Annotated in this window: 20 protein-coding genes; 13 read left to right on the top strand and 7 right to left on the bottom strand. The window is 32.3% G+C overall.

What is annotated here, in order from left to right; genetic code table 11:
- Positions 1-38: 38 nt before the first annotated feature.
- Both ubiE and porT read left to right on the top strand, forming a co-directional pair.
- Positions 39-770, top strand: a complete 732-nt coding sequence (ubiE, locus tag ACTU6T_RS09325; protein ID WP_460217941.1) for a bifunctional demethylmenaquinone methyltransferase/2-methoxy-6-polyprenyl-1,4-benzoquinol methylase UbiE — start codon at positions 39-41, stop codon at positions 768-770.
- A gap of 30 nt (positions 771-800) precedes the next feature.
- Entirely contained in the window at positions 801-1,514 is a 714-nt protein-coding gene (porT, locus tag ACTU6T_RS09320; protein WP_460217940.1) for a type IX secretion/gliding motility protein PorT/SprT, read from the top strand.
- Position 1,515: 1 nt separating this feature from the next.
- Here porT and ACTU6T_RS09315 read toward each other — a convergent pair whose 3' ends face one another.
- The gene (locus ACTU6T_RS09315) at positions 1,516-2,226 is read right to left on the bottom strand and encodes a TrmH family RNA methyltransferase (RefSeq protein ID WP_460217939.1); all 711 of its coding nucleotides are present in this window, start codon (positions 2,224-2,226) and stop codon (positions 1,516-1,518) included.
- Between the two features lie 120 nt (positions 2,227-2,346).
- Here ACTU6T_RS09315 and tamL point away from each other — a divergent pair, with 120 nt between their 5' ends.
- The 3 genes from tamL to accD all read left to right on the top strand — a co-directional run bounded on the left by tamL (position 2,347) and on the right by accD (position 7,012).
- Positions 2,347-4,911, top strand: coding sequence for a translocation and assembly module lipoprotein TamL (gene tamL / locus ACTU6T_RS09310; RefSeq protein WP_460217938.1), 2,565 nt, complete (start codon positions 2,347-2,349; stop codon positions 4,909-4,911).
- 139 nt (positions 4,912-5,050) lie between these two features.
- Positions 5,051-6,118 (top strand): class II fructose-bisphosphate aldolase, encoded by a 1,068-nt coding sequence (gene fbaA, locus ACTU6T_RS09305; RefSeq protein WP_460217937.1) that lies wholly within the window; start codon positions 5,051-5,053, stop codon positions 6,116-6,118.
- Positions 6,119-6,154: 36 nt separating this feature from the next.
- Positions 6,155-7,012, top strand: coding sequence for an acetyl-CoA carboxylase, carboxyltransferase subunit beta (gene accD, locus ACTU6T_RS09300; protein ID WP_460217936.1), 858 nt, complete (start codon positions 6,155-6,157; stop codon positions 7,010-7,012).
- A 51-nt stretch (positions 7,013-7,063) separates the two neighbouring features.
- On the opposite strand, the gene ACTU6T_RS09295 is transcribed toward accD, so the two are convergent.
- A complete protein-coding gene (locus ACTU6T_RS09295; protein ID WP_460217935.1) occupies positions 7,064-7,903 on the bottom strand; it encodes a hypothetical protein in 840 nt (279 codons plus the stop codon).
- A 182-nt stretch (positions 7,904-8,085) separates the two neighbouring features.
- Between ACTU6T_RS09295 and rpsO the strand changes: the two genes are divergently transcribed.
- Positions 8,086-8,355, top strand: coding sequence for a 30S ribosomal protein S15 (gene rpsO / locus ACTU6T_RS09290; RefSeq protein ID WP_460220758.1), 270 nt, complete (start codon positions 8,086-8,088; stop codon positions 8,353-8,355).
- A gap of 211 nt (positions 8,356-8,566) precedes the next feature.
- On the top strand, positions 8,567-10,819 hold the full coding sequence (locus ACTU6T_RS09285) for a polyribonucleotide nucleotidyltransferase (RefSeq protein ID WP_460217934.1): 2,253 nt from the start codon (positions 8,567-8,569) through the stop codon (positions 10,817-10,819).
- Positions 10,820-10,873: 54 nt separating this feature from the next.
- Here the strand turns inward: ACTU6T_RS09285 and ACTU6T_RS09280 are convergent, their stop codons facing one another.
- Both ACTU6T_RS09280 and ACTU6T_RS09275 read right to left on the bottom strand, forming a co-directional pair.
- Positions 10,874-11,401, bottom strand: coding sequence for a hypothetical protein (locus tag ACTU6T_RS09280; protein WP_460217933.1), 528 nt, complete (start codon positions 11,399-11,401; stop codon positions 10,874-10,876).
- Between the two features lie 31 nt (positions 11,402-11,432).
- Positions 11,433-12,065, bottom strand: coding sequence for a hypothetical protein (locus ACTU6T_RS09275; RefSeq protein WP_460217932.1), 633 nt, complete (start codon positions 12,063-12,065; stop codon positions 11,433-11,435).
- Between the two features lie 113 nt (positions 12,066-12,178).
- Here ACTU6T_RS09275 and ACTU6T_RS09270 point away from each other — a divergent pair, with 113 nt between their 5' ends.
- The 6 genes from ACTU6T_RS09270 (at position 12,179) to rpe (ending at position 17,808) form a co-directional block, all read left to right on the top strand.
- Entirely contained in the window at positions 12,179-13,150 is a 972-nt protein-coding gene (locus ACTU6T_RS09270) for a hypothetical protein (protein WP_460217931.1), read from the top strand.
- 72 nt (positions 13,151-13,222) lie between these two features.
- Entirely contained in the window at positions 13,223-14,191 is a 969-nt protein-coding gene (locus tag ACTU6T_RS09265) for a hypothetical protein (protein WP_460217930.1), read from the top strand.
- 9 nt (positions 14,192-14,200) lie between these two features.
- Positions 14,201-14,761 (top strand): RNA polymerase sigma factor, encoded by a 561-nt coding sequence (locus ACTU6T_RS09260; protein WP_460217929.1) that lies wholly within the window; start codon positions 14,201-14,203, stop codon positions 14,759-14,761.
- The gene (locus tag ACTU6T_RS09255; protein ID WP_460217928.1) at positions 14,751-15,944 is read left to right on the top strand and encodes an outer membrane beta-barrel protein; all 1,194 of its coding nucleotides are present in this window, start codon (positions 14,751-14,753) and stop codon (positions 15,942-15,944) included. The genes ACTU6T_RS09260 and ACTU6T_RS09255 overlap by 11 nt, the downstream gene beginning before the upstream one ends.
- 189 nt (positions 15,945-16,133) lie before the next feature.
- A complete protein-coding gene (locus ACTU6T_RS09250; protein WP_094967995.1) occupies positions 16,134-16,997 on the top strand; it encodes a sigma-70 family RNA polymerase sigma factor in 864 nt (287 codons plus the stop codon).
- A 148-nt stretch (positions 16,998-17,145) separates the two neighbouring features.
- Complete coding sequence (gene rpe / locus ACTU6T_RS09245; protein ID WP_460217927.1) at positions 17,146-17,808, top strand: ribulose-phosphate 3-epimerase; 663 nt, start codon at positions 17,146-17,148, stop codon at positions 17,806-17,808.
- Here rpe and ACTU6T_RS09240 read toward each other — a convergent pair.
- From ACTU6T_RS09240 to ACTU6T_RS09230, 3 genes are all read right to left on the bottom strand, one after another.
- A complete protein-coding gene (locus ACTU6T_RS09240) occupies positions 17,805-20,138 on the bottom strand; it encodes a GumC family protein (RefSeq protein ID WP_460217926.1) in 2,334 nt (777 codons plus the stop codon). The two genes, rpe and ACTU6T_RS09240, sit on opposite strands and share 4 nt — an antisense overlap.
- Positions 20,139-20,142: 4 nt before the next feature.
- Complete coding sequence (locus tag ACTU6T_RS09235) at positions 20,143-20,904, bottom strand: polysaccharide biosynthesis/export family protein (protein WP_460217925.1); 762 nt, start codon at positions 20,902-20,904, stop codon at positions 20,143-20,145.
- A gap of 93 nt (positions 20,905-20,997) precedes the next feature.
- Positions 20,998-22,095 (bottom strand): glycosyltransferase family 4 protein, encoded by a 1,098-nt coding sequence (locus ACTU6T_RS09230; RefSeq protein WP_460217924.1) that lies wholly within the window; start codon positions 22,093-22,095, stop codon positions 20,998-21,000.
- Positions 22,096-22,198 lie beyond the last annotated feature (103 nt).

Here is a 22,198-nt window from a genome sequence, read left to right as displayed (position 1 = left end):
AAAGCTATTAGAATTAAGTATATTTGCAAAAAAAAGTAATGTCCTCAAAAGTTACTCCATATAAGGATAGTGATTTGAATAAAAAGCAGCAAGTCACTCAAATGTTTGATAATATTTCTAAGGAATACGATGGACTCAATCGTGTCATCTCCTTTGGAATTGATATTAAATGGCGTAACAAAGTTGTCGATTTGGTATCTCAAACTAAACCAGAACGCATTTTAGATATCGCTACTGGTACTGGTGACCTCGCAATTAGTCTAGCAAAAACTAACGCTAAAGAAATTATTGGATTAGATATTAGTGACGGAATGTTGGAAGTAGGACGTAAAAAGATTACACAAAAATCATTAGACAATCTAATTAGTATGGTTATTGGTGATTCTGAAAATTTACCTTTTGAAGATAATAGCTTTGATGCCATAACTGTTGCCTTTGGAGTTCGCAATTTTGAAACACTTGAAAAAGGGCTTGCTGAAATTTTAAGAGTTCTTAAACCAAATGGTATTTTTGTCATACTTGAAACCTCTGTACCAACTAAAACACCTTTTAAACAAGGTTATAAATTCTACACCAAATACATTTTACCAACCATTGGGAAACTATTTTCTAAAGACAGATCAGCCTACACTTATTTAAGTGAATCTGCATCTGTTTTTCCATATGGTGAGGTTTTAAACAATATTTTACGTAAAATTGGGTTTATTAACGTGCAAGACAAACCTCAAACTTTTGGTGTTGCAACCATATACTCAGCATCAAAAAAGTAAGAGCACACCTGTCATTATCGCATTATTTTTATGAAAAACGTACTATTAGTTTTAACCTTTTTAATTGCTTCGCAGAGTGTTTCTGCACAGCTATTTAGTAGAGAAAAAATAAAAAACATTGAAAATTTTGATAAAAAAACGCTGTCTTGGGGATTTTATCTTGGTTTAAATAGTTATGATTATCAATTTAACTACGAAGAGGATTTAAAAGATATTTTAGTTGAGACCAATTTAGGGTTCAGTGTTGGTTTAGTATCCAATTTAAGAATTAATGATCATTTAGATTTACGCTTTGAACCAGGATTATTTATCACAACCAGAAACATTCAATACGACCCAAGTTACTTTAACGGATTAGAATTCAATGATGCCGATTTGATGCGAGAGGTAAAATCGACTTATGTACATTTTCCTTTACTTTTAAAGGTATCTACTAAACGTCTAAACAACTTCAAACCGTTCATAATTGGAGGCGTTTCTATGGCATTAAACTTATCCAGTAATGAAGAAAATCCAGATGACAATACAGCTGGTCAATTTAGAACTAAGAAAAATGTGCTATTCTATGAATTAGGTATCGGTATCGATTTATATAACCAATGGTTTAAATTTACACCTTCTATCAGAGGAGTTTTTGCTATGAATGACGAGTTGGTAAGAGATGAAGATTCAAATAGTCCTTGGACTGGCAATATATCAACTATGAAAACGCGTGGTATATTCTTAAATTTTACATTTCAGTAAATTAACGTTTAAACTCGCTCAATACAATTGCTGCAGCTGTAGCAACATTTAAACTTTCTGTCGCTTGAAGACTTCCAAATCTTGGAATGCTTATTTTTTTTGTTACTAGACATTCAATTTCTGAAGAAATACCATTAGCTTCATTCCCCATTACGATAATACCTTCTTCTGGTAAAATTTCTGAATAAATTCGTTCGCCATCCATAAAAGTTCCGAAGATAGGGTTTCCATATCCCTGTAAATAATCTTCCAAATCAACATATTGAATGGTTATTCGGGTTAGAGATCCCATTGTCGCTTGAACTACTTTCGAATTATAACAATCTACGGTACCTTTACTACAGAGTAATTGTCGTATCCCAAACCAATCACATAATCTAATAATTGTTCCTAAATTCCCAGGGTCACGAACATCATCTAAAGCTAAGATCAACCCATAAGATGTCACCTTTTGAGGTTTCGGAATTTTAAAGATTGCCAAAGCAGTATTAGGTGTTTTTAAGTTGCTTATCTTCTCAAGATCTTGCTTTGAAACAACTATAGTTTCAGCATCAAAAATAGCTTCTGTTGAAAACAATTGGTATAACTCATAGTTAGAATTCAGGAACTCCTGTATACCTTTTATGCCTTCTACCACAAATAATTGATGCTGAACTCTAAACTTTTTTTGGTTCAGACTCTTAATTAATTTAATGTGGTTTTTTGTTAGCATTAAAATGTAATTACTTTTGTGATGTGTTAACGAAATTACAAAGTAATACTTTTTTGGTCTATTATTTGTTATGATAAGAACTTTAGCTGACAATAAATTGTAAATTTGGATAGAATTTAAATGCAAACACCTTTCTTTTTGAAATTTAGCGTTACCAAGATATTAATGGGTCTTATACTCTGCAGCACATTCTCCTGTGATGTAATGAAGCGCGTTAAAAAAAATGAGCATTTATTGATCAGTAATACTGTACTAGTAAACGACAAAAAGAACAACTCAGAAACCATTAATAACCTTATTTATCAAAAACCTAATGGTAAGCTTTTAGGCATTCCGCTGCGTGTTCATATTTATAATTTTGCACGACCTAATATAGATTCTATTTTAGAAGCAAAATATAGAAACCCAGAACATCCAAAAACTGGACTTAAAAACTTATTGTCTCTCAAACAGTATGAAGCACTTATTAAATCTAAGAAAAACTTTAATAGTTGGTTAAAAAAAACTGGAGAGCCACCTGCTATTTATGACGAATCTCGAGCTAAAAAAACAGCATTTGCACTACGTAAATACTACTCCAGTAAAGGTTGGTTAAATGTTAAAACGTCTTTTGAAACTGAGAAAGACAGCAACCAAAGAGCTAGAGTCACCTATAAGGTAGAGACAGGCGATCCTTATGTTTTAGATTCCATTACACCAAAAATTAAAACTCCTATCATTGATTCTATTTACAAATATCGATTACAAAAAGGGTCATTAATTGAAAAAGGTCAGCAATATGACGAATACAATTTTGAAGCCGAACGAGATCGGCTAACAGAAAAACTTAGAAACTCAGGATTCTATCATTTTGGACAAGACTACATTACGTTTGATGTTGATACGGTAAGCACCAATAAAAAAGCCTATACCGACTTATTAATTGCAGATAGAGCGATTAGAACTGAAGATTCGGTACAACGTGTACCTTTCAAAATTTACAAAATAAAAGATGTTAATATTTATTCCGATTACAAGAACGAAAATCGTAATTCGGTTATTACAGATTCGGTACAATTTCAAGATTACAACTTATATAGTTTTGAAAAGTTAAAATACAGACCAAAAGCCATTACAGATGCCGTATTTATTCATAAAGATGAAGTTTTCAAGGATATAGACCGTACAAGAACCTATAGATATTTAAGTCAGCTTCGAGCCTTTAGATATCCGAGAATAGAATATGTTGAAAATGAAGCCGACACCACATTAACTGCGAATGTTTATCTTATTCCGAGGAAAAAATTTGAACTTACTACCAGTTTTGAAGTCTCACAAAGTAATATTCAAACCGTAGGCTTTGCATTCAATACTGGACTACTGATCAGAAACATATTTAGAGGTGCAGAAACCTTAGAAATTTCAGGATTAGGTGCTATTGGATCCTCAAGAGATGCATCTAATAATAAGGATCAGTTTTTTGACATCAATGAAATTGGAGGAAACCTGAGGTTAAATATCCCAAGATTTTTCCTGCCATTTAATACTGAAAAAATCATCCCGAAATACATGTCTCCTAGTACACGAATTAATTTGAGTGCCACGAGTCAACAAAACATAGGCTTAGATAAACAAGCCTTTACAGGAACAGTTAATTATAACTGGTATCCATCTACAAAAGTGACTAATAATCTAGATTTATTTAATGTACAGTTTGTAAAAAACTTGAATACAGCTAATTATTTTGGTGTATATACCACCTCTTTTGACCGACTTAATACTATTGCACAAGATATTGGGTATATTGGATCAGAAGAAAGTTTAGCAGATTCTAGCTTACCCAATCAATTTTCACCAGCCGATGTTTTTATAAATGATGTAATTAGTCAAAACACATCGTTAATTCCATCTGATGAAAATTACATTGATGTTAATAATATTAAACAACGTAAAGACCGTTTAACAGAAGACAACCTAATTTTTTCTTCAAGTTTTAATTATGTAAAAAATAGACGTGAAAACATATTTGATAATGATTTTTCAATTATTCGTTTGAGAGCCGAGTTTGCAGGAAACCTTTTATCTAACTTATCAAGTGTATTTAATATTGGTAAAAATGCAGATGGAAGATACGAGATTTTTGGCGTGCCTTTTTCTCAGTATATAAAAACCGAAGTTGACTATATCAAACACTGGGACTTAGGTAGAAAAAATGAGTTAGCAATTAGAACTTATCTTGGTATTGCAATTCCTTATGGAAATTCTAACAGTATTCCTTTTGCTGAAAGTTTCTTTGCAGGTGGCCCAAACGATATTAGAGCATGGACAGCTTATAACCTGGGACCAGGAAGCTCATTATCAACTAATGAATTTAATGAAGCTAATCTTAAATTGACCTTGAGCGCAGAACAACGTTTTAATTTATTAGGTCGTTTTAATGGCGCTGTATTTATTGATGCTGGAAATATTTGGAATGTTTTTGATAATGTTGAAGACGACAAAGCTACTTTTGATGATTTCAGTTCTTTAAAAGATATTGCCATAGGTTCAGGTTTTGGCATTCGATACGACTTTAGTTTCTTCGTTTTGAGAGGTGATATAGGTTTTAAAACTTATGACCCTTCTCGTCCATTGGGGAGTCGTTGGTTTAAGGATTACAATTTCGGAAAAGCCGTTTACAATATCGGTGTAAACTATCCTTTTTAGTACATTTTTATATTTCATAAATTATTCGAAAACTATAACGTTTGCGTAGGTTTTAACGGATTCAAAGTCTTAAAAAACTTAAGTTGTTAGTCAAATTTTACTTATTTTTGGGTTTTAATTTTCAACTTAAAACGAAATCATGAGTCACAATATTAAAGCAGGAGTTGCAACAGGACGTGAAGTACAAGACATTTTTAATTTAGCTAAAGAAAAAGGCTTTGCCTTACCCGCTGTAAATGTTATAGGATCAAACACTATTAACGGTGTTTTAGAGACTGCAAAAGCATTAAATGCACCTGTCATTATTCAATTTTCAAATGGAGGAGCACAATTTAATGCGGGAAAAGGATTGAGTAATGACGATCAAAAAGCTGCCATTGCTGGTTCAGTCGCAGGAGCAAAACACGTACATTTAATGTCTGAAGCTTATGGTGTTCCTGTTATTTTACATACAGACCATTGTGCTAAAAAATTGTTACCTTGGATTGATGGTTTACTAGATGCAAGTGAACAACACTTCAAAGAAACAGGAAAACCATTGTACAGTTCTCATATGATTGATTTATCTGAAGAGCCTCTTGAAGAGAATATTGAGATATGCAAAACTTATCTTGAACGTATGAGTAAAATGGGAATGACCTTAGAGATCGAATTAGGAATTACTGGTGGTGAAGAAGATGGCGTAGATAATACCGATGTTGATGATTCAAAATTATATACACAACCAGAAGAAGTAGCTTACGCTTATGAAGAGTTAAGTAAAGTAAGCGACCAATTCACTATTGCTGCTGCTTTTGGAAATGTACATGGGGTTTACAAACCAGGAAATGTAAAATTAACACCAAAAATTCTTAAAAACTCTCAAGAGTTCTTATCACAAAAATATAATTTACCACACAATCATATAGATTTTGTATTTCATGGCGGATCAGGGTCTACAGTTGAAGAAATTAGAGAAGCTATTGGCTATGGTGTAATTAAAATGAACATAGATACCGATATGCAATATGCATTTATGAGTGGCATTCGTGATTATATGGGAGAAAAAGAAGCCTATTTAAAGCAACAAATTGGAAATCCAGATGGTGATGATGTGCCAAATAAAAAGTACTATGACCCTAGAGTTTGGCTTAGAAAAGGAGAAAACGCATTCGTTGAACGTTTAAAAAAGGCGTTTGAAGACCTAAATAATGTAAATACTTTATAACTTTGCAGAACTAACTACTAATTAAAATCATTTTTAATGTCTTGGTTCAAAAGGAAAGATAAGGGAATTCAAACTACCACCGAAGAGAAGAAAGATACACCCAAAGGGTTGTGGTATAAGTCTCCTACAGGTAAAATTGTAGACACAAAAGAATTAGAACAAAATTTTTATGTAAGTCCAGAAGACGGATATCATGTAAGAATTGGAAGTAAAGAATATTTCGAGATTCTATTTGATGACACTAAATTTAAAGAATTAGATACTGCATTAACATCTAAGGATCCTCTAAAGTTTGAGGATACTAAGAAATACCCTGATCGTTTAAAAGCAGCTCAAGAAAAAACCAAATTGAAAGATGCGGTAAGAACTGCTGTTGGAAAATCTAAAGGAAAAGACTTAGTCATTGCTTGTATGGATTTTTCCTTTATTGGTGGATCCATGGGAAGTGTTGTAGGCGAAAAAATAGCTAGAGCAGCAGATTATGCACTAAAGAAAAAGTTACCATTTATGATTATCTCTAAATCTGGAGGTGCTCGTATGATGGAAGCTGCACTGTCATTAATGCAATTAGCAAAAACTTCAGTGAAGTTAGCACAATTAGCAGATGCGGGAATACCTTACATCTCTTTGTGTACAGATCCTACAACTGGTGGAACAACAGCATCCTTTGCTATGTTAGGTGATATCAACATCAGTGAGCCTGGTGCATTAATTGGTTTTGCTGGGCCTAGAGTTGTTAAGGACACAACAGGTCAAGAATTACCAGAAGGTTTTCAAACATCTGAATTTCTATTAGAGCATGGTTTTTTAGACTTTATTACGCATCGTAAGGATTTAAAAAACAAAGTTAATTTGTATATAGATTTGATTACAAATCAACCTTTAAGAGCATAAAAAAAAAGCGAGCTATATAGCTCGCTTTTTTTGATTATAGCCAGCACTAATCTAATCCAAAGTCACATCAATCACATTCCCATTATTAGTAGTAAACGTGGCTAAATTATCGCAATCTCCATTTCCATAATCAAATGTCCCTCCAAAGTTAGTACGTTGCACATCTACACTACCGCTAACAAAATAGAAACAAATAACCTCTCTTCGCAATGGTGTCAATACTTCATAAGAGTGAGAATTACCATTAACAAATGTTGTTGTCCAGTTTCCTGTAACTTCAAACACATTGTCACTCCAAACACCACTTCCAAAGCCTTCAACCCATTCCTTAATTTTTAGCCCTTCTCTACTCGCTTGGGCTCCATTAGGCCAAATTACTGTAAAATCTAGCGTATGTGTAAATTGAGGATTACCATTCTCATTAGACAATTGCTTCAGTAATGTTTTACTACCTATGATGTTTTTTGCATCAAAGAAAAACTCTACTAAACTATAGCTAATAAGAATTTGTTGCGCTTCAGGATCTCTTGTGTATGAGAATATAATTTGTCCTTTTAAAATATGGCCATGCACAACACATCCTTCAGTCCCAAAATCGACAGTAACCTCTCTAAACCCTTGCTGAGCAACAATGGTTATGGTAACACAATCTGGCAAACCTGATGATTCACCAGTAGTACGATTAAGTGCATCAGACTCTACACCTTCATAAGCGTCGATAATGATATCACCAATCACACTTGCGGCAGTATCCACTTCAGAAGACATAGCGACTTCGGATATTTCTAAATTGTCTTCTTCCTGTGATGATGTCGTATCCTCATCATTACAGCTTGTAAATGTCAAACCCAAAACCACTAAGGCGAACATAAATTTTGTAATTGCTTTCATAATAAATTATTTGATGTTAATATGATGTTAAGACCAAATAAAATTGAAAACGTTTAATTTCGGTTTTTAAAAAAATTAAAAACATAGCGTATTAACACTTGTAAATTGTTAAAAATTACTATATTTGCCGCTTGAAAGAACGACTTTCAACATACATAACAATCATTTACAATAATATTAGCATGTATTTAGATCAAAAAGAAAAAGAAGCCATCTTTAAAAAACATGGCAAAAGTGCAACAGACACTGGCTCTACTGAAGGGCAAATTGCATTATTTACTTACAGAATTAACCATTTAACTGAACACTTAAAAAAGAATCGTAAAGATTTCAACACTGAGCGTTCATTAGTAAAATTGGTAGGTAAGCGTCGTGCATTACTTGATTACTTAACTAAGAAAGATATTATGAGATATCGTGCGATAGTTAAAGAATTAGGATTAAGAAAATAAAATCAAAGAGGCTTCGTGCCTCTTTTTTTTATATAAATCACTCTTACGATAGAGTATAACCATCGTAAATAAGAAGCTAATTACAGTTTTTCATTGGTCAAGACATTTATGTCTCACAACAACTACAACAACACAACGACCATTGTTTAACATGCTTTACTTAATCATTAAGCTTTGGCAAAATGAAGAGTAAAGTCAATTAAAAATATTTATGATTCCAAAGACTTACAAAGAGGTCATTGACCTTGGCGACGGTAGAGAGATTTCTATCGAAACCGGAAAATTAGCAAAACAGGCACACGGTTCTGTTGTTGTTCAATCTGGAAAATGTATGTTATTATGTACAGTCGTTTCCAATTATCATTCTGCTGATGTTGATTTTTTACCATTAACAGTAGATTACAGAGAAAAATTTGCTGCAGCTGGTCGTTATCCTGGCGGATTCTTTAAAAGAGAAGCAAGGCCAAGTGATGGTGAAGTATTAACAATGCGTTTGGTGGATCGTGTATTACGTCCATTATTCCCTAAAGATTATCATTCTGAAACTCAAGTGATGATTCAATTGATGTCTCACGATGATGATGTTATGCCAGATGCTATGGCAGGATTAGCTGCATCGGCAGCAATACAATTATCAGATTTCCCATTTGAATGTGCCATTTCAGAAGTTAGAGTTGGTCGTATTAATGGAGAATTTATCATCAACCCTACTAGGGCTCAACTCGAAGAATCTGACATCGATATGATGATTGGTGCATCGGCTGATTCTGTGATGATGGTTGAAGGAGAAATGGATGAAATTTCTGAAGAAGAAATGACAGAAGCTATTAAAGCTGCTCACGAGGCGATTAAAGTTCAATGTGCTGCACAAATAAGATTAGCTGAAGCTGTTGGAAAAAAAGAAGTTCGTGAATATGACCCAGAGCGTTCTGATGAGGAATTAGCAAAGAAGATTCATGAGATGGTTTACGATAAAACTTATGCGATTGCAAAAGCAGGTTCGGCAAAACACGAAAGAGGTGCAGCATTTTCTGAAATTAAAGAAGAAGTCTTTGAATCATTCTCTGAAGAAGAGCAAGAAGATTTAGGAAAACTTATCCATAAGTATGTCGCTAAAGCACAAAAGGAAGCGATTAGAAACTTAACCTTAGATGAAGGTTTACGTTTAGATGGTCGTCAAACAACTGATATTAGACCAATTTGGTGTGAGGTAGATTATTTACCATCTACTCATGGTTCTGCAATTTTTACACGTGGAGAAACTCAAGCATTAGCAACTGTAACACTAGGTACATCAAGAGAAGCTAATCAAATTGATATGCCATCTTACGAAGGTGAAGAACGTTTCTATTTACACTATAATTTCCCTCCTTTTTCAACCGGAGAAGCAAGACCTATCCGTGGAACATCTCGTAGAGAAGTTGGACATGGTAACTTGGCTCAACGTGCCCTTAAAGGTATGGTTCCAGAAGATTGTCCATATACTGTAAGAGTTGTTTCAGAAGTATTAGAATCAAATGGTTCATCTTCAATGGCAACAGTATGTTCTGGTACAATGGCATTAATGGATGCTGGTGTACAATTAAAGAAACCTGTTTCTGGTATTGCAATGGGATTAATTTCTGATGGAGATTCTGGAAAATATGCTGTATTATCTGATATCTTAGGTGATGAAGATCACTTAGGAGATATGGATTTTAAAGTGACTGGAACTGCAGACGGTATTACCGCTTGTCAAATGGATATTAAAGTTAAAGGATTGTCTTACGAGATTTTAGTGAATGCATTAAAACAAGCTCGTGATGGTCGTTTACATATCTTAGAGAAATTAACCGATACCATTGCAACTCCAAATGCAGAAGTTAAGGAGCATGCACCAACAATGGTGACAAGACGTATTCCTAACGAATTTATAGGCGCATTAATTGGACCTGGTGGAAAAGTGATTCAAGAATTACAAAAAGAAACTGAAACGACTATTGTGATTAATGAAGATCCTGTAACTGAAGAAGGTATTGTTGAAGTTCTTGGAGTTGGCAGCAAGGGTATTGATATGGTTATGGCCAAGATTGATTCTTTATTGTTCAAACCAGAAGTTGGTAGCGTTTACGAAGTAAAAGTTATAAAGATGCTTGATTTTGGCGCTGTTGTAGAATATATAGATGCTCCAGGAAACGAAGTTTTATTACACGTAAGTGAATTAGCTTGGGAACGCACAGAGAACGTATCGGATGTGGTAAACATGGGAGACGTTTTTGATGTAAAATACTTTGGTGTAGATTCTAGAACACGTAAAGAGAAAGTATCTAGAAAAGCCATTTTACCTAAACCAGAAGGTTGGAAACCAAGACCGCCTAGAGACAACAACAAAGGTGGACGTGATAATAATAAAGGTAGAGATAATCGTGGACGTGATAATCGCAGAGACGATAGAAAACCAAGAGAAGATAAGAAGGAAGATTAATTTCTTTTCTAGTTAGATAAAAAGGCCTCACTCAAATTAGTGAGGCTTTTTGTTCTAAAGCCGTTTAAAAACTTTATTAACTGTTGCTGATCTCCCACCAACCAAAACAATTAAGATCCCTCCAGCTTCTTCATTTCTTCCATAAATAATTAAATCATCAGTATGGGTGAGGCCAAGTTGGTACTTTGCAATTTCATATTCTCCAAAGATTAAAGGTATACCGGATATTCTAAAATTTTGGTTTCTAAGTTTAAGAAAACCATTCTTTCTTAGCCTGTATTTTATAATTCTACTTTTTGTTACTTTTTTATCAATTATAAAATCTAGCTTTAAGCGCTTATTATTTAAAACCTTAATCTGAACACTAGTATAATGCGAGCTATCTTTATGTTTTTTTCTCCAATTAATTTTGCCACTTAAGGACAATTGGTGATACCTTAAACTATCATTTTCATAATTATTATATATGCCTTCTAACTGTTTGACACTAGAAATAGGCTTAAAATTATTTCCTTTATATCTTGGAATACGACCACAACTACAAAGGCATAATACAATTAATAAATAACTAAGATGCTTCATAAATAATAAATTAAATTAATAGTTTTGATATCTATAGGCCATAAATTAAACCTACAGTAAGGTACTGCTCACCAAAATTTGATGGCAAACGCTTTTTAAATAAATTATAAGGGACAAAAAAGTAATCGAATTTAATACCGATATTACTCTTAAATAATTGTGTTCTAATGGCTGTTCCAAGATTTACAAAAACAGTCTCAACCCCATAGACACTGTCATTGTCTTCTTTAGGCTTACCGGTTTTAATATCAGTTTGAAAAAAACCAAGTCCAGTACCAAATCTATTATCCCAATACCAGTTTTTACCTATGCGCTTAACTTTAGTTAACCACACTCCTAGTGTACCACTTAAGTTAGCATTACCTTCAAGGACTTCCTCATTTGCATAATATCTAATTTGAGATTTGGTTTTTGGAAAAAACACTGAAGTCCCTAAATCTAGACGTAATTTATCATCGAGCGGAATCCCAAAATAAAAACCAGCACCAACACTTTGCTCTAATGTTTTAGAAAAACTACCTATTGGAATAAACCTATTAACTTCCAAATTATAAAAACTTGAAAGCCCCCAATTGCAAGTTTTATGATCACAGACTTCAATGTCTTCTTGAGCATTTAAAAAAAACGACACTAAAACAACACTAATTAGACATAAATTTTTCATAACAACGGTTTTAAATACAGTTCAAAATTATTGTTATAATCACATATTTAATTGTAGTTAAATTAATCAATTCAATTATTTTTTGTGATAATCACAAATTTTTATATCTTAGAATGATGTTCCAACCTAAATTTCTAAAAAAAATACAGGCTCAATTACCTGAAAATAGTTCTTTAATAGATGCTATTGCAGTGGCATTAGACATTAGCTATGATGCAGCACACAGACGTACTAGTTTAAAAAGTAAGTTTTCTATCGATGAATGTATTATTCTTGCTAAAACCTACCATATTGCATTAGATAGTTTATTTGAGACTACCAATAAATCTTACATTACTGTTGAAAAAACTAAGCATATTCATAATGAAGTTGAACTTGAAATCTATTTCAAAGATTCTTATGAATCTCTTCTACCTTTACTAACCCAAAAAGGTAGTCATATCATCTATTCGGCAAAAGATATCCCATTATTCTATACTATTGGAGATGATATACTCAGTAGATTTAAAATCTATGTATGGTTAAAATTACTAGATCAATCTTTTAGTACAAAATCCTTCGATTTGTTTTCGCCTGGTGTAAGTCTCACAACATCTGCAAAACAGTTAGGTAGTTTATATAAAGATCTAAATACCTCAGAAATATGGGACATCACTACAATTAATAGTACACTTAAACAAATTCATTTCTATAACCAAGCTGGGCAAATAAGCAATCGTATCGCTATTGAACTCTGCGAAGCTTTGAAAGTATTAATATCAGAAATTTCAAATCGCATCGAGACTCAATCTAACCATTACAAATTATATTATAATGAACTTTTACTCATGAATAATAATGTGTTGGTATCTACACCTCATCAGCAATCATTATATGTACCGTTCTCAATTCTGTCATATTATTTAACTAGTGACGAACTTACTTGTAAACAAGCTGAAACTTATTTAAACCAGCAACTACATCATTCCAAATTGCTTAACGCATCAGGTGAAAAAGAAAAACGTACATTTTTTAACCGTATGAATACCAAAATTGATGCTCTAAAGCAACTTATTGAAGCCACTCAAGTGTTAGATTTTGAATAATAACAAAAAAAAACTCATCATTGACGCAACCTTTTCTATGATTTATAGACTATAGGGAAACCTTATAGCATTATGAAAACGTTTCCATTTATTATTTCCTTTTTTGCCTTATTTTGTTTTTCATGTTCATCTGATGACACCCAAACACCTCCAACTGAACCTACTCCTAATTTAACTCAATTTGTTTATGAGCATTATAATACGGCAAATGATCCTAACACAATAAATTTTAGAAAAACATACACCGTTGAAAACAACAAAATTGTCACAGCAACACACGAGTCTCTAGAAACAGGATATCAAACAAATAGGGTTTATGAGTATTCTAACAACGGAAAAATAACAGGAATATCGAAGTTTAATGAAGGGCAGCTAATAGAACAAAAACTATTTACATATGATAACGATGGTAATTTAATCGAGTATTTGAGAGAGATTAGTAGTAGCCCTAACTCGCAAGCAGTCTATTATAGACAACATTTTACACACACTCAAGACACTATTTATGGTGTAGTTAGTCATAGTACCGATGGTATAAATTTTAACATATCCTACACCAGCAGTATCGTATTAGATAATAATTTGAATAAAACATTTCTTGAAGAAAGACATACAATTGACACGCCTACAAAACGTTACATAAATACCTTTGATTCTAATAACAATATTATGACGTCAACAGTATATGAATATGATGTACTAAATGATGATGGCTTCTTTAATACCTTATCTAATACATACTCTTATGATACAGGCATAAATACATTGGGACTTATTTACGAAGCAACATTTGGCCGTCAGGTTTTAATGTTGAGCAATCAACACATAGATAATTCTACTGGATTAAACTATTACAACTCAAAATATACCACAACTAATACACTAATTGCTTTTGAAAGTACATTCTTCGGAAATGGTAATTTTGAACCTGTATTTTCAAACGATTATAATGATAGTAATTACAGTATATTTAGTGATTATAAACTTAATGTAGATAATAATTTATTTACGCGTTTTACCTACGAATTTATGTTTGAATAAATCTTTTAATTGAATTTAGAACAATTAATTAAAGCTTGCAAAAAGCAAAACATCAAGGCACAAAGTCAATTATACCAAAAATATAAAGATGACCTGTTCACCTTATGCCTAAAATATTGCAGAAATAAAGAAGAAGCTCAAGATAATTTACAAGAGTCATTTCTAGACATTTTTAGCACAATAAAATCCTATAAAGGTCAAGGTTCTTTTGAAGGTTGGATGAAACGCATTACAATTAACAAAGCAATTGACACCTACAAAAAAGATAAGCATATCAACATTGAAATTAATAATGACATACTCATCGATACAAATTTTGAGGCATCAAAACTTGATAGTATTCCATTAGACACCATTTTAAAACACATTCAGGAACTACCTACACAATATCGACTTGTGTTTAACTTATATGAACTAGACAACTATTCCCATAAAGATATATCTAAGCTCTTAAATATTAGTATTGGTACTTCTAAATCAAACTTACATAGAGCTAAACATATATTACAATCTAAGATGGTGAAATCGACTATAATATCAACTAAAAACTTGACAGCAAATGGACACTAATAAAGATATAGGTGCTGCAGTAAAAAACAAGCTAGATAACTTTAAAAGCAGTCCAGATAAGTTGGTATGGAACAATATTGAAGCCCAATTAAAAAAGAAAAAGAAACGACGTCTTGTTATATTTTGGCTTTCAGGATTAGGGATGACAGCATTGTTTTTATTGGTATGGTTTTTTAAACCATCACCTGAATTAAACACCATTGAACTTCCAAAAACAGATGCTATTATTTCAGATTTTTCTACTGAAACTTCTATTGATACAAGTACTCAGTATAAACATACAAATCAGTCAAAAAATAAAATAAGCGATGTCATCACTGAGCAAATCAAATCTGATAATGAATCGGACAATAAACAAAAATCTATAACGCGTTTTTCAAAAACTACAGCAAAATCACCAATTATTACATCAAGCGAAAATCATGATAGTATATCAAAAACACTTTTAAAAGATTCAATCTTGAATTCTAACTCTATTTCACTAAAAAAAGTTTCGCCACATACTAGTCCAACAACTCACGATTTAGAATACAATTCAGAGCTTTTAAACGCCAATATATTCGCAAAAAAGGATAGTTTAAAAATTAAAGAATCTTTGCCAGAAGAAGTTCTAGAAGAGCAAACTATACTTACTGAGCTCATTTCCGAAGACCATGAAAAAGAAAAAGATAGTAGTGTACAAATTAATGCTTCGAGATGGAGTGTTACACCACAACTCGTACTTAGTACTTATAATGCCTTTAATGCTAAAACTACAGATAAGGTTTCTGTAAACTATGGTATGCTGGCAAGTTACCGCTTAACTGAAAAAACACATTTTAGAATTGGTGTTAGAAAACTTAATTTAAAACAAACAGTAGACACCATACAAAGGAGTATTGAGTATCTAGAATTCCCAATAGAGCTTAAATATGCGCCTTTTCAGAAAAAAATAAACCCTTACTTCACTGGTGGAATTAGCTATTTTACTGTAATAGATTCGCAAACTACCGAAATGAATAGTCTAGACTATCAGCCTACATTCTCAATAAACTTAGGCTTAGGGATTGAGACAAAACTATTTAATAACATTAATGTGAATTTAGAGCCTAATTTTAATTATCAACCAAAACCATTTTCTAATGGTAATAATTTACAACCATTTATATTCTCAATTAGTTTAGGAATTGAATATCGTTTTTAGACAGAAAGCAAAAACCATAACTCACTAAAAATCAGAATATTTAAACAAACACCTCTATTTTATTCTCTTTTTTGGCGAAAATTGTTGAATTTTTTAATTAATTTTAGTTTTCTTGTAACATTTTGTGTAGGTATTACGTATAACTATATAGTATTATACAAATACCCAAATTTTAAAGGAAATAATTAAATGAGACAACTTAAAATTACGAAGCAGGTAACGAATAGGGAAACTGCATCGTTAGACAAATACTTACAAGAGATTGGTAAGGTTGATTTAATTACAGCCGACGAAGAAGTTGAGTTAGCACAACGTATTAAAGCGGGAGATCAAATTGCTTTAGAAAAATTAACTAAAGCCAACCTACGTTTTGTGGTGTCTGTAGCTAAACAATATCAAAACCAAGGATTAACATTACCAGATTTAATTAATGAAGGTAACTTAGGTCTCATTAAAGCGGCACAACGTTTTGATGAAACACGTGGATTTAAATTCATATCTTACGCCGTGTGGTGGATTCGTCAATCGATTCTTCAAGCCTTAGCTGAACAATCTCGTATAGTTCGCTTGCCATTGAATAAGATTGGATCTATAAATAAAATTAATAAGACATTTGCCTTTTTAGAGCAAAGTCATGAGCGTCCACCTAGTGCTGAGGAGATTGCAAAAGAATTAGACATGACGATTAATGATGTTAAAGAGTCAATGAAAAACTCTGGACGTCATGTTTCAATGGATGCGCCTTTAGTTGAAGGAGAAGATTCTAACCTATACGATGTATTACGTAGTGGAGAGTCTCCAAATCCAGATAAAGATTTATTACATGAATCTTTACGCACTGAAATTGAGCGCGCACTAGAGACCTTAACACCTCGTGAAGCAGATGTTATTCGATTATATTTTGGGCTTGGAAATCAACACCCAATGACTCTAGAAGAAATAGGAGAAACATTTGATTTAACACGTGAACGTGTAAGACAAATTAAAGAAAAAGCGATACGTAGATTAAAGCATACGTCGCGTAGTAAAATATTAAAAACATATTTAGGCTAGTAATTATTTAATTGTAGTTACGACTAAATTACCGCAACAAACAGTTACACATAACTGTTCGTTTTTTGATTGATGAAAGAACCCAGAGCTGATTACTCTGGGTTCATTTTTTTACATACTTTTGCATAAACGCATTTTAACACAACTTATGTCTTCAAAATTAATAGCACCTTCAATGCTTGCCGCAGATTTTGGCAACCTCCAACGCGATGTAGAAATGGTAAATAACAGTGATGCCGATTGGCTCCATATTGATGTAATGGATGGGCATTTTGTTCCAAATATTTCTTATGGTATGCCAGTAATACAAGCCATTAAAAAACATGCCACAAAACCTTTGGATGTACATTTAATGATAGAAAAACCAGAACGCTATATCGAAGAATTTGCTAAGGTTGGAGCAGATATCATTACAGTACATCATGAATCTACAGTACATTTACACCGTACCTTAAGACAAATAAAAGATGCAGGTTGTAAAGCAGGAGTTGTGTTAAATTTAACAACGCCAATATCTGTTCTCGAAGATATTTTACCAGAATGCTATATGGTACTTTTGATGTCGATTAATCCTGGTTTTGGTGGACAAAAATTTGAAGAGATGACTTATAATCGGGTCAAAAAATTACGTCAAATGGTGAATGATCAAGGTTTAGACACACGTATAGAAATTGATGGTGGTGTTACCGACAAAAACATCAAACAATTAGTAGATGCAGGTGCTGATGTGTTTGTAGCAGGAAGCCATGTGTTTAAAAGTGATGACCAAACTCAAACAATTAAGCGTTTGAAAATGCTTGCAAACAACTAGTTTTTGCTACCATACCCATAGTTATAACCGTAGTTATACCCATAGGATTTATTATTTCCAACACCATTAATGACATAGGCCATATTTTTGAGCTTTCCTGATTCAAACAACTCTTTAGAGAAGTTTAATAACTTAGTCTCAGTAAAATTAGCCCTAGCAATATATACTGTAACATCTGCGTATTGAGAAATAAGCATTGTATCTGTTACTAAAATTGTAGGTGCAGTATCAACGACAATATAATCATATTGATCTCTAGCCGCTTCAATAAGGTCTTTAAAACGACCATTGGTTAACAAGCTTGATGGATTTGGCGGAATACTACCTGATAATAATATATCATGATTAGGATGCTTTTCAAAACCTTTAACAAGGTTACTCTTCCAATCATAAGACACATCATGCAAATAATTTGAAAGCCCCGAAGTATTCTTATCAGAATTTATTTTAGAATGAATTTGAGGATTTCTTAAATCGGCTCCAATTAATAATACTTTTTTATTAAGGCTTGATAGTGCTAATGACAAATTAATACTAACATAGGTTTTTCCTTCTCCTTTTATGGTCGACGTACAATAAATTACCTTCCCATTATCATTATCTTTAGGTTGCAGAAGATAATTAACATTTGAACTTAAAATCCTAAACGATTCTGCTAGTGCTGAACGATCATTAGGATCGGAAAACAAGAGCGTTTCGTTCTTTTTAGTATCAGGAATCTCACCAATTAAAGGAATCTTAGAATTAATTTTGGTGATATCCTCTTTCCCATGAAGTTTAGTATCAAATAGGAAAAAGAGATATAAAATACCAAAAGGGATTAATAAGCCTCCTAATAGTGCACCAGCGTAGACTATTTTATTCTTTGGTGAAATCGGTTCTGAACCAGACAAGGCATAATCTACAACCTTAATCGAAGGTTCTGTAATAGCCAAATTAATAGCTGCTTCTTCTCGTTTTTGTAATAATAAAAGGTATAAACTCTCTTTAATTTTTTGCTGACGTTTTATTGCCCTTAATAACTTTTCTTGTTCAGGAATTTGAGAGACTTGACCAACAAATTTTCTATTTCTGCCTTTCAATTGGCTTTGAGACACTTTAAGCTGTTGGTCATAAGAATTTAAAGATCGTTTGATGTTTCTGCTTAAATCTTCTATTTTAGATTGTGTAATCTGAACTGTCGGATTATTAGTTCCAGCACTACTAATCAGTTTATCGCGTTCAAGAATAGCTGTATTATATTCACTTATTAAACTATTGATATTAGCATTATCTAGTCCAATATTTGCAGGAAGCAAATCGTTTTCTGTATTAGCATTAATTGCATCCTGCAATAATTTAGCAACCTCCAACTGGCTTTCAATTCGGAACACTTCTTCATCAGATTTTGACCTTTGTTCTAGTCCTAACTCTGCATCTACTTCTAAGTCAATTAAATTATTTTCCTGTTTAAATTCTTTGACATCAATTTCTATAGAGTCTAGCTCTTCTGCAAGAAATACAAAACGTTCGTCAATAAACTTCAAAGTGTTTTTAGACACTAACTGTCTATCGTTAATTCCATCTTCATTAAAAATATTCATTAAGGTGTTTAGGATTGCTTCAGAGCGTTCCTTACTTTCACCTTTAATCTCCATAACTAACAAATCACTCTGCTCTCCGATGGCTTCGACTTTAATACTTGATTTTAAATCAATTGTGGCATCCTTCAGAGGTTTATAATTTATAATATATTTTTTTCCTTTCAAATTATTAACTAACTGTGAATTATCAATTTTTAATTGAAAAGGTAAATTATGCTTTGCTTCAAAACTATTGTGATTAGGTATTTTGAACATTTTACCAGTAATGACATTTCCAATCTCAAAACCATTATCATTAATATCTATTGTGTATGAAAGTGGTTTAAAAACACTATCTGGCTTAATTATTTGTTCATAATAAAATGGAAGGCTTCCAATTTGAGCCGTTTGAATAGTTCCTTCTTCAAAAAAACTAGTATTAGCCTTTAATTCTGTTGCAACTTTTTCCAGAATTAAATAAGATGTTAATATTTCAATCTCATTCTCTAAGTTAATATTTGTTCTCTTAAAAACGAATGCAGATGTAGGTAATTCTAAACCCTCAGATTCATCTAAAATCTTCATTTTAGCTGTTGTCTTATAAATCCTTGGAGCGTATCTTAAATAGATATACGAACCTATTGAAAACAAGATTAATGATATTAAAAACCACGGCCAATATCTTAAATATTTAAATAATTCTTGTTTTAAATCAATATTATCATCACCGGTAACATTGTATGAATTGTTATTTGTTGGAATTTCCATAATGTTATCTCGACAATAAAATAATTGAACTTAAAACTAGTGAGGCAATTGTTAAAACAGTACCAGCATTACCAATAAATCCAGCATTTTTAACTCTTGGGTTATTAGGATTAACAATAATGACATCATTAGGTTTGATAAAATAATATTCACTGTTCATAAATGCCGTTGACGTCAAATCAATATGACTGATTTTTCTTACTCCAGCAACATCTCTAGTTATTATAATATCGTTTCTTTTACCATTTATTGTTAAATCTCCAGCATATCCTAATGCTTGCAACAGTGTTATATTTTGTTCGGTGAAGCTATAAGTACCAGGTAGTTTAACTTCACCTAAAACCGTAACCTTAGCGTTTAACAATCTTGCATTTACGGTTGGGGCTTTCAAGTGACCATCACTAATAAGAATTGATTTTATTTTTTCTTCAATTTCAGTTGTAGTCAAATTCGAAACTTCAATTACCCCTAATATTGGAAGATTCACCTCTCCTTCATTAGATACTAAATAGCCATCTAATTTCAATAATTCTAAAGAATTAACTGGGATATCACTATTCCCTACCCTGTTGTATGGAATAGCAGCTTCAGGAATGAGACTCTCAATTGTAATTTTTAATATATCATTTGGTTGAATTGTGGCATTCTGATACGTTATTTCAGATGTAGTTACGGTATTGGCGTCTTGCAGATATAAAATTTCTTTTTTGGACGCACATGACATCACAAATAAAAGTATAAAAAATTGTAAAACCCTTAATTTCATAGTAGCATTATTAATCAAGGGCAAATATAACGTATTTCGTATTACTGCAAAGAAAACATAATACTGATCGTTGATTTTTAAACCAAATATTATCTAAACGTTTTGAGTAGTTAATTTTTTATATAAAAACGGTAACATATATAACAACGAACCATATACAAGAAGACAACCAATTTGAGTATTTAGGTTGAGATGTAACATATTGAACGCTATGATTATAATGATTAAATTAAGAATTACTATAAATAACGTTGTTTGAATATGTGAATAACCCGCTTGGATAAAACGATGATGAATATGATTTCTATCTGCAGTAAATGGACTTGTCTTTAATATAAATATTCTTATAAAAAATATTCGAAATGTATCCATTAGAGGAAAAAACAACAGTGCAAGCGCAAGTGCAGGTGATGCTTTGTAATACTCAGAATCTAAATTAGTTTGTGATTGAGAAATAAAACTAATGGTAAAAAAAGCTAATAAAAACCCTAGTATCATTGAGCCTGTATCACCCATGAAAATTTTATTTTTAGCAGAAAAGTTAAACCTTAAAAATGCTGTCAACGCACCTATAAGTGCAACTGAAATTGTTGCTAAACTTAAAGCACCAGAGTTATAAAACAAGACAGTAAATACCACACTTATAAGCAGCGCAATACTTCCTGCTAAACCATCAACACCGTCAATTAAATTATAGGCATTAATAATTAAAATATAGACAAAAAGTGTAAAACCTATGGAAACCCAATACGGAAGTACATCGACATCTAAGATTTTAGAAAATCCAATAATTCTGGTATCAGTAAAAACGATTAACAGCAAGGCAGCCAAGAGTTGTCCTATGAATTTTTTACGAGGTGACAAAACTGTCAAGTCATCTTTTAAACCAAGGAAAAATAAAATGGTTAATCCGCCCATAACCAATAGAAGTACTTTAGTATTTAACATAGCTCCAACAATGGTCATCACTACAACCAAACTAAAAAAGATTCCTATGCCTCCCAATGTAGGTGTTCTATTAGAATGCATACTTCTACTATCAGGTTCATCCATCAAATGCTTCTCTTTTGCAACATATAAAATTGATGGATAAGTACGATATGCAATAATTAAAGCCAAAAGAAAAGCGGCAATCAACCAAAGGATAGCATAATCTTGCGGATTAAAATCTTCTAGTAGTTTTTGAATCATAGGTTAGTGCAATATTTTACATTTCAATTAGTAGCTTATGCAAGATACAAATTAAAAAAGGAAGTCATTTAGTAAAAGCGTATTGATTCTATTTAATAAGCAG

It is taken from the genome of Psychroserpens citreus (assembly GCF_055686305.1).
Note: the sequence above shows the minus strand (reverse complement) of the source record. Positions and strands in the feature narration are given on the sequence as shown.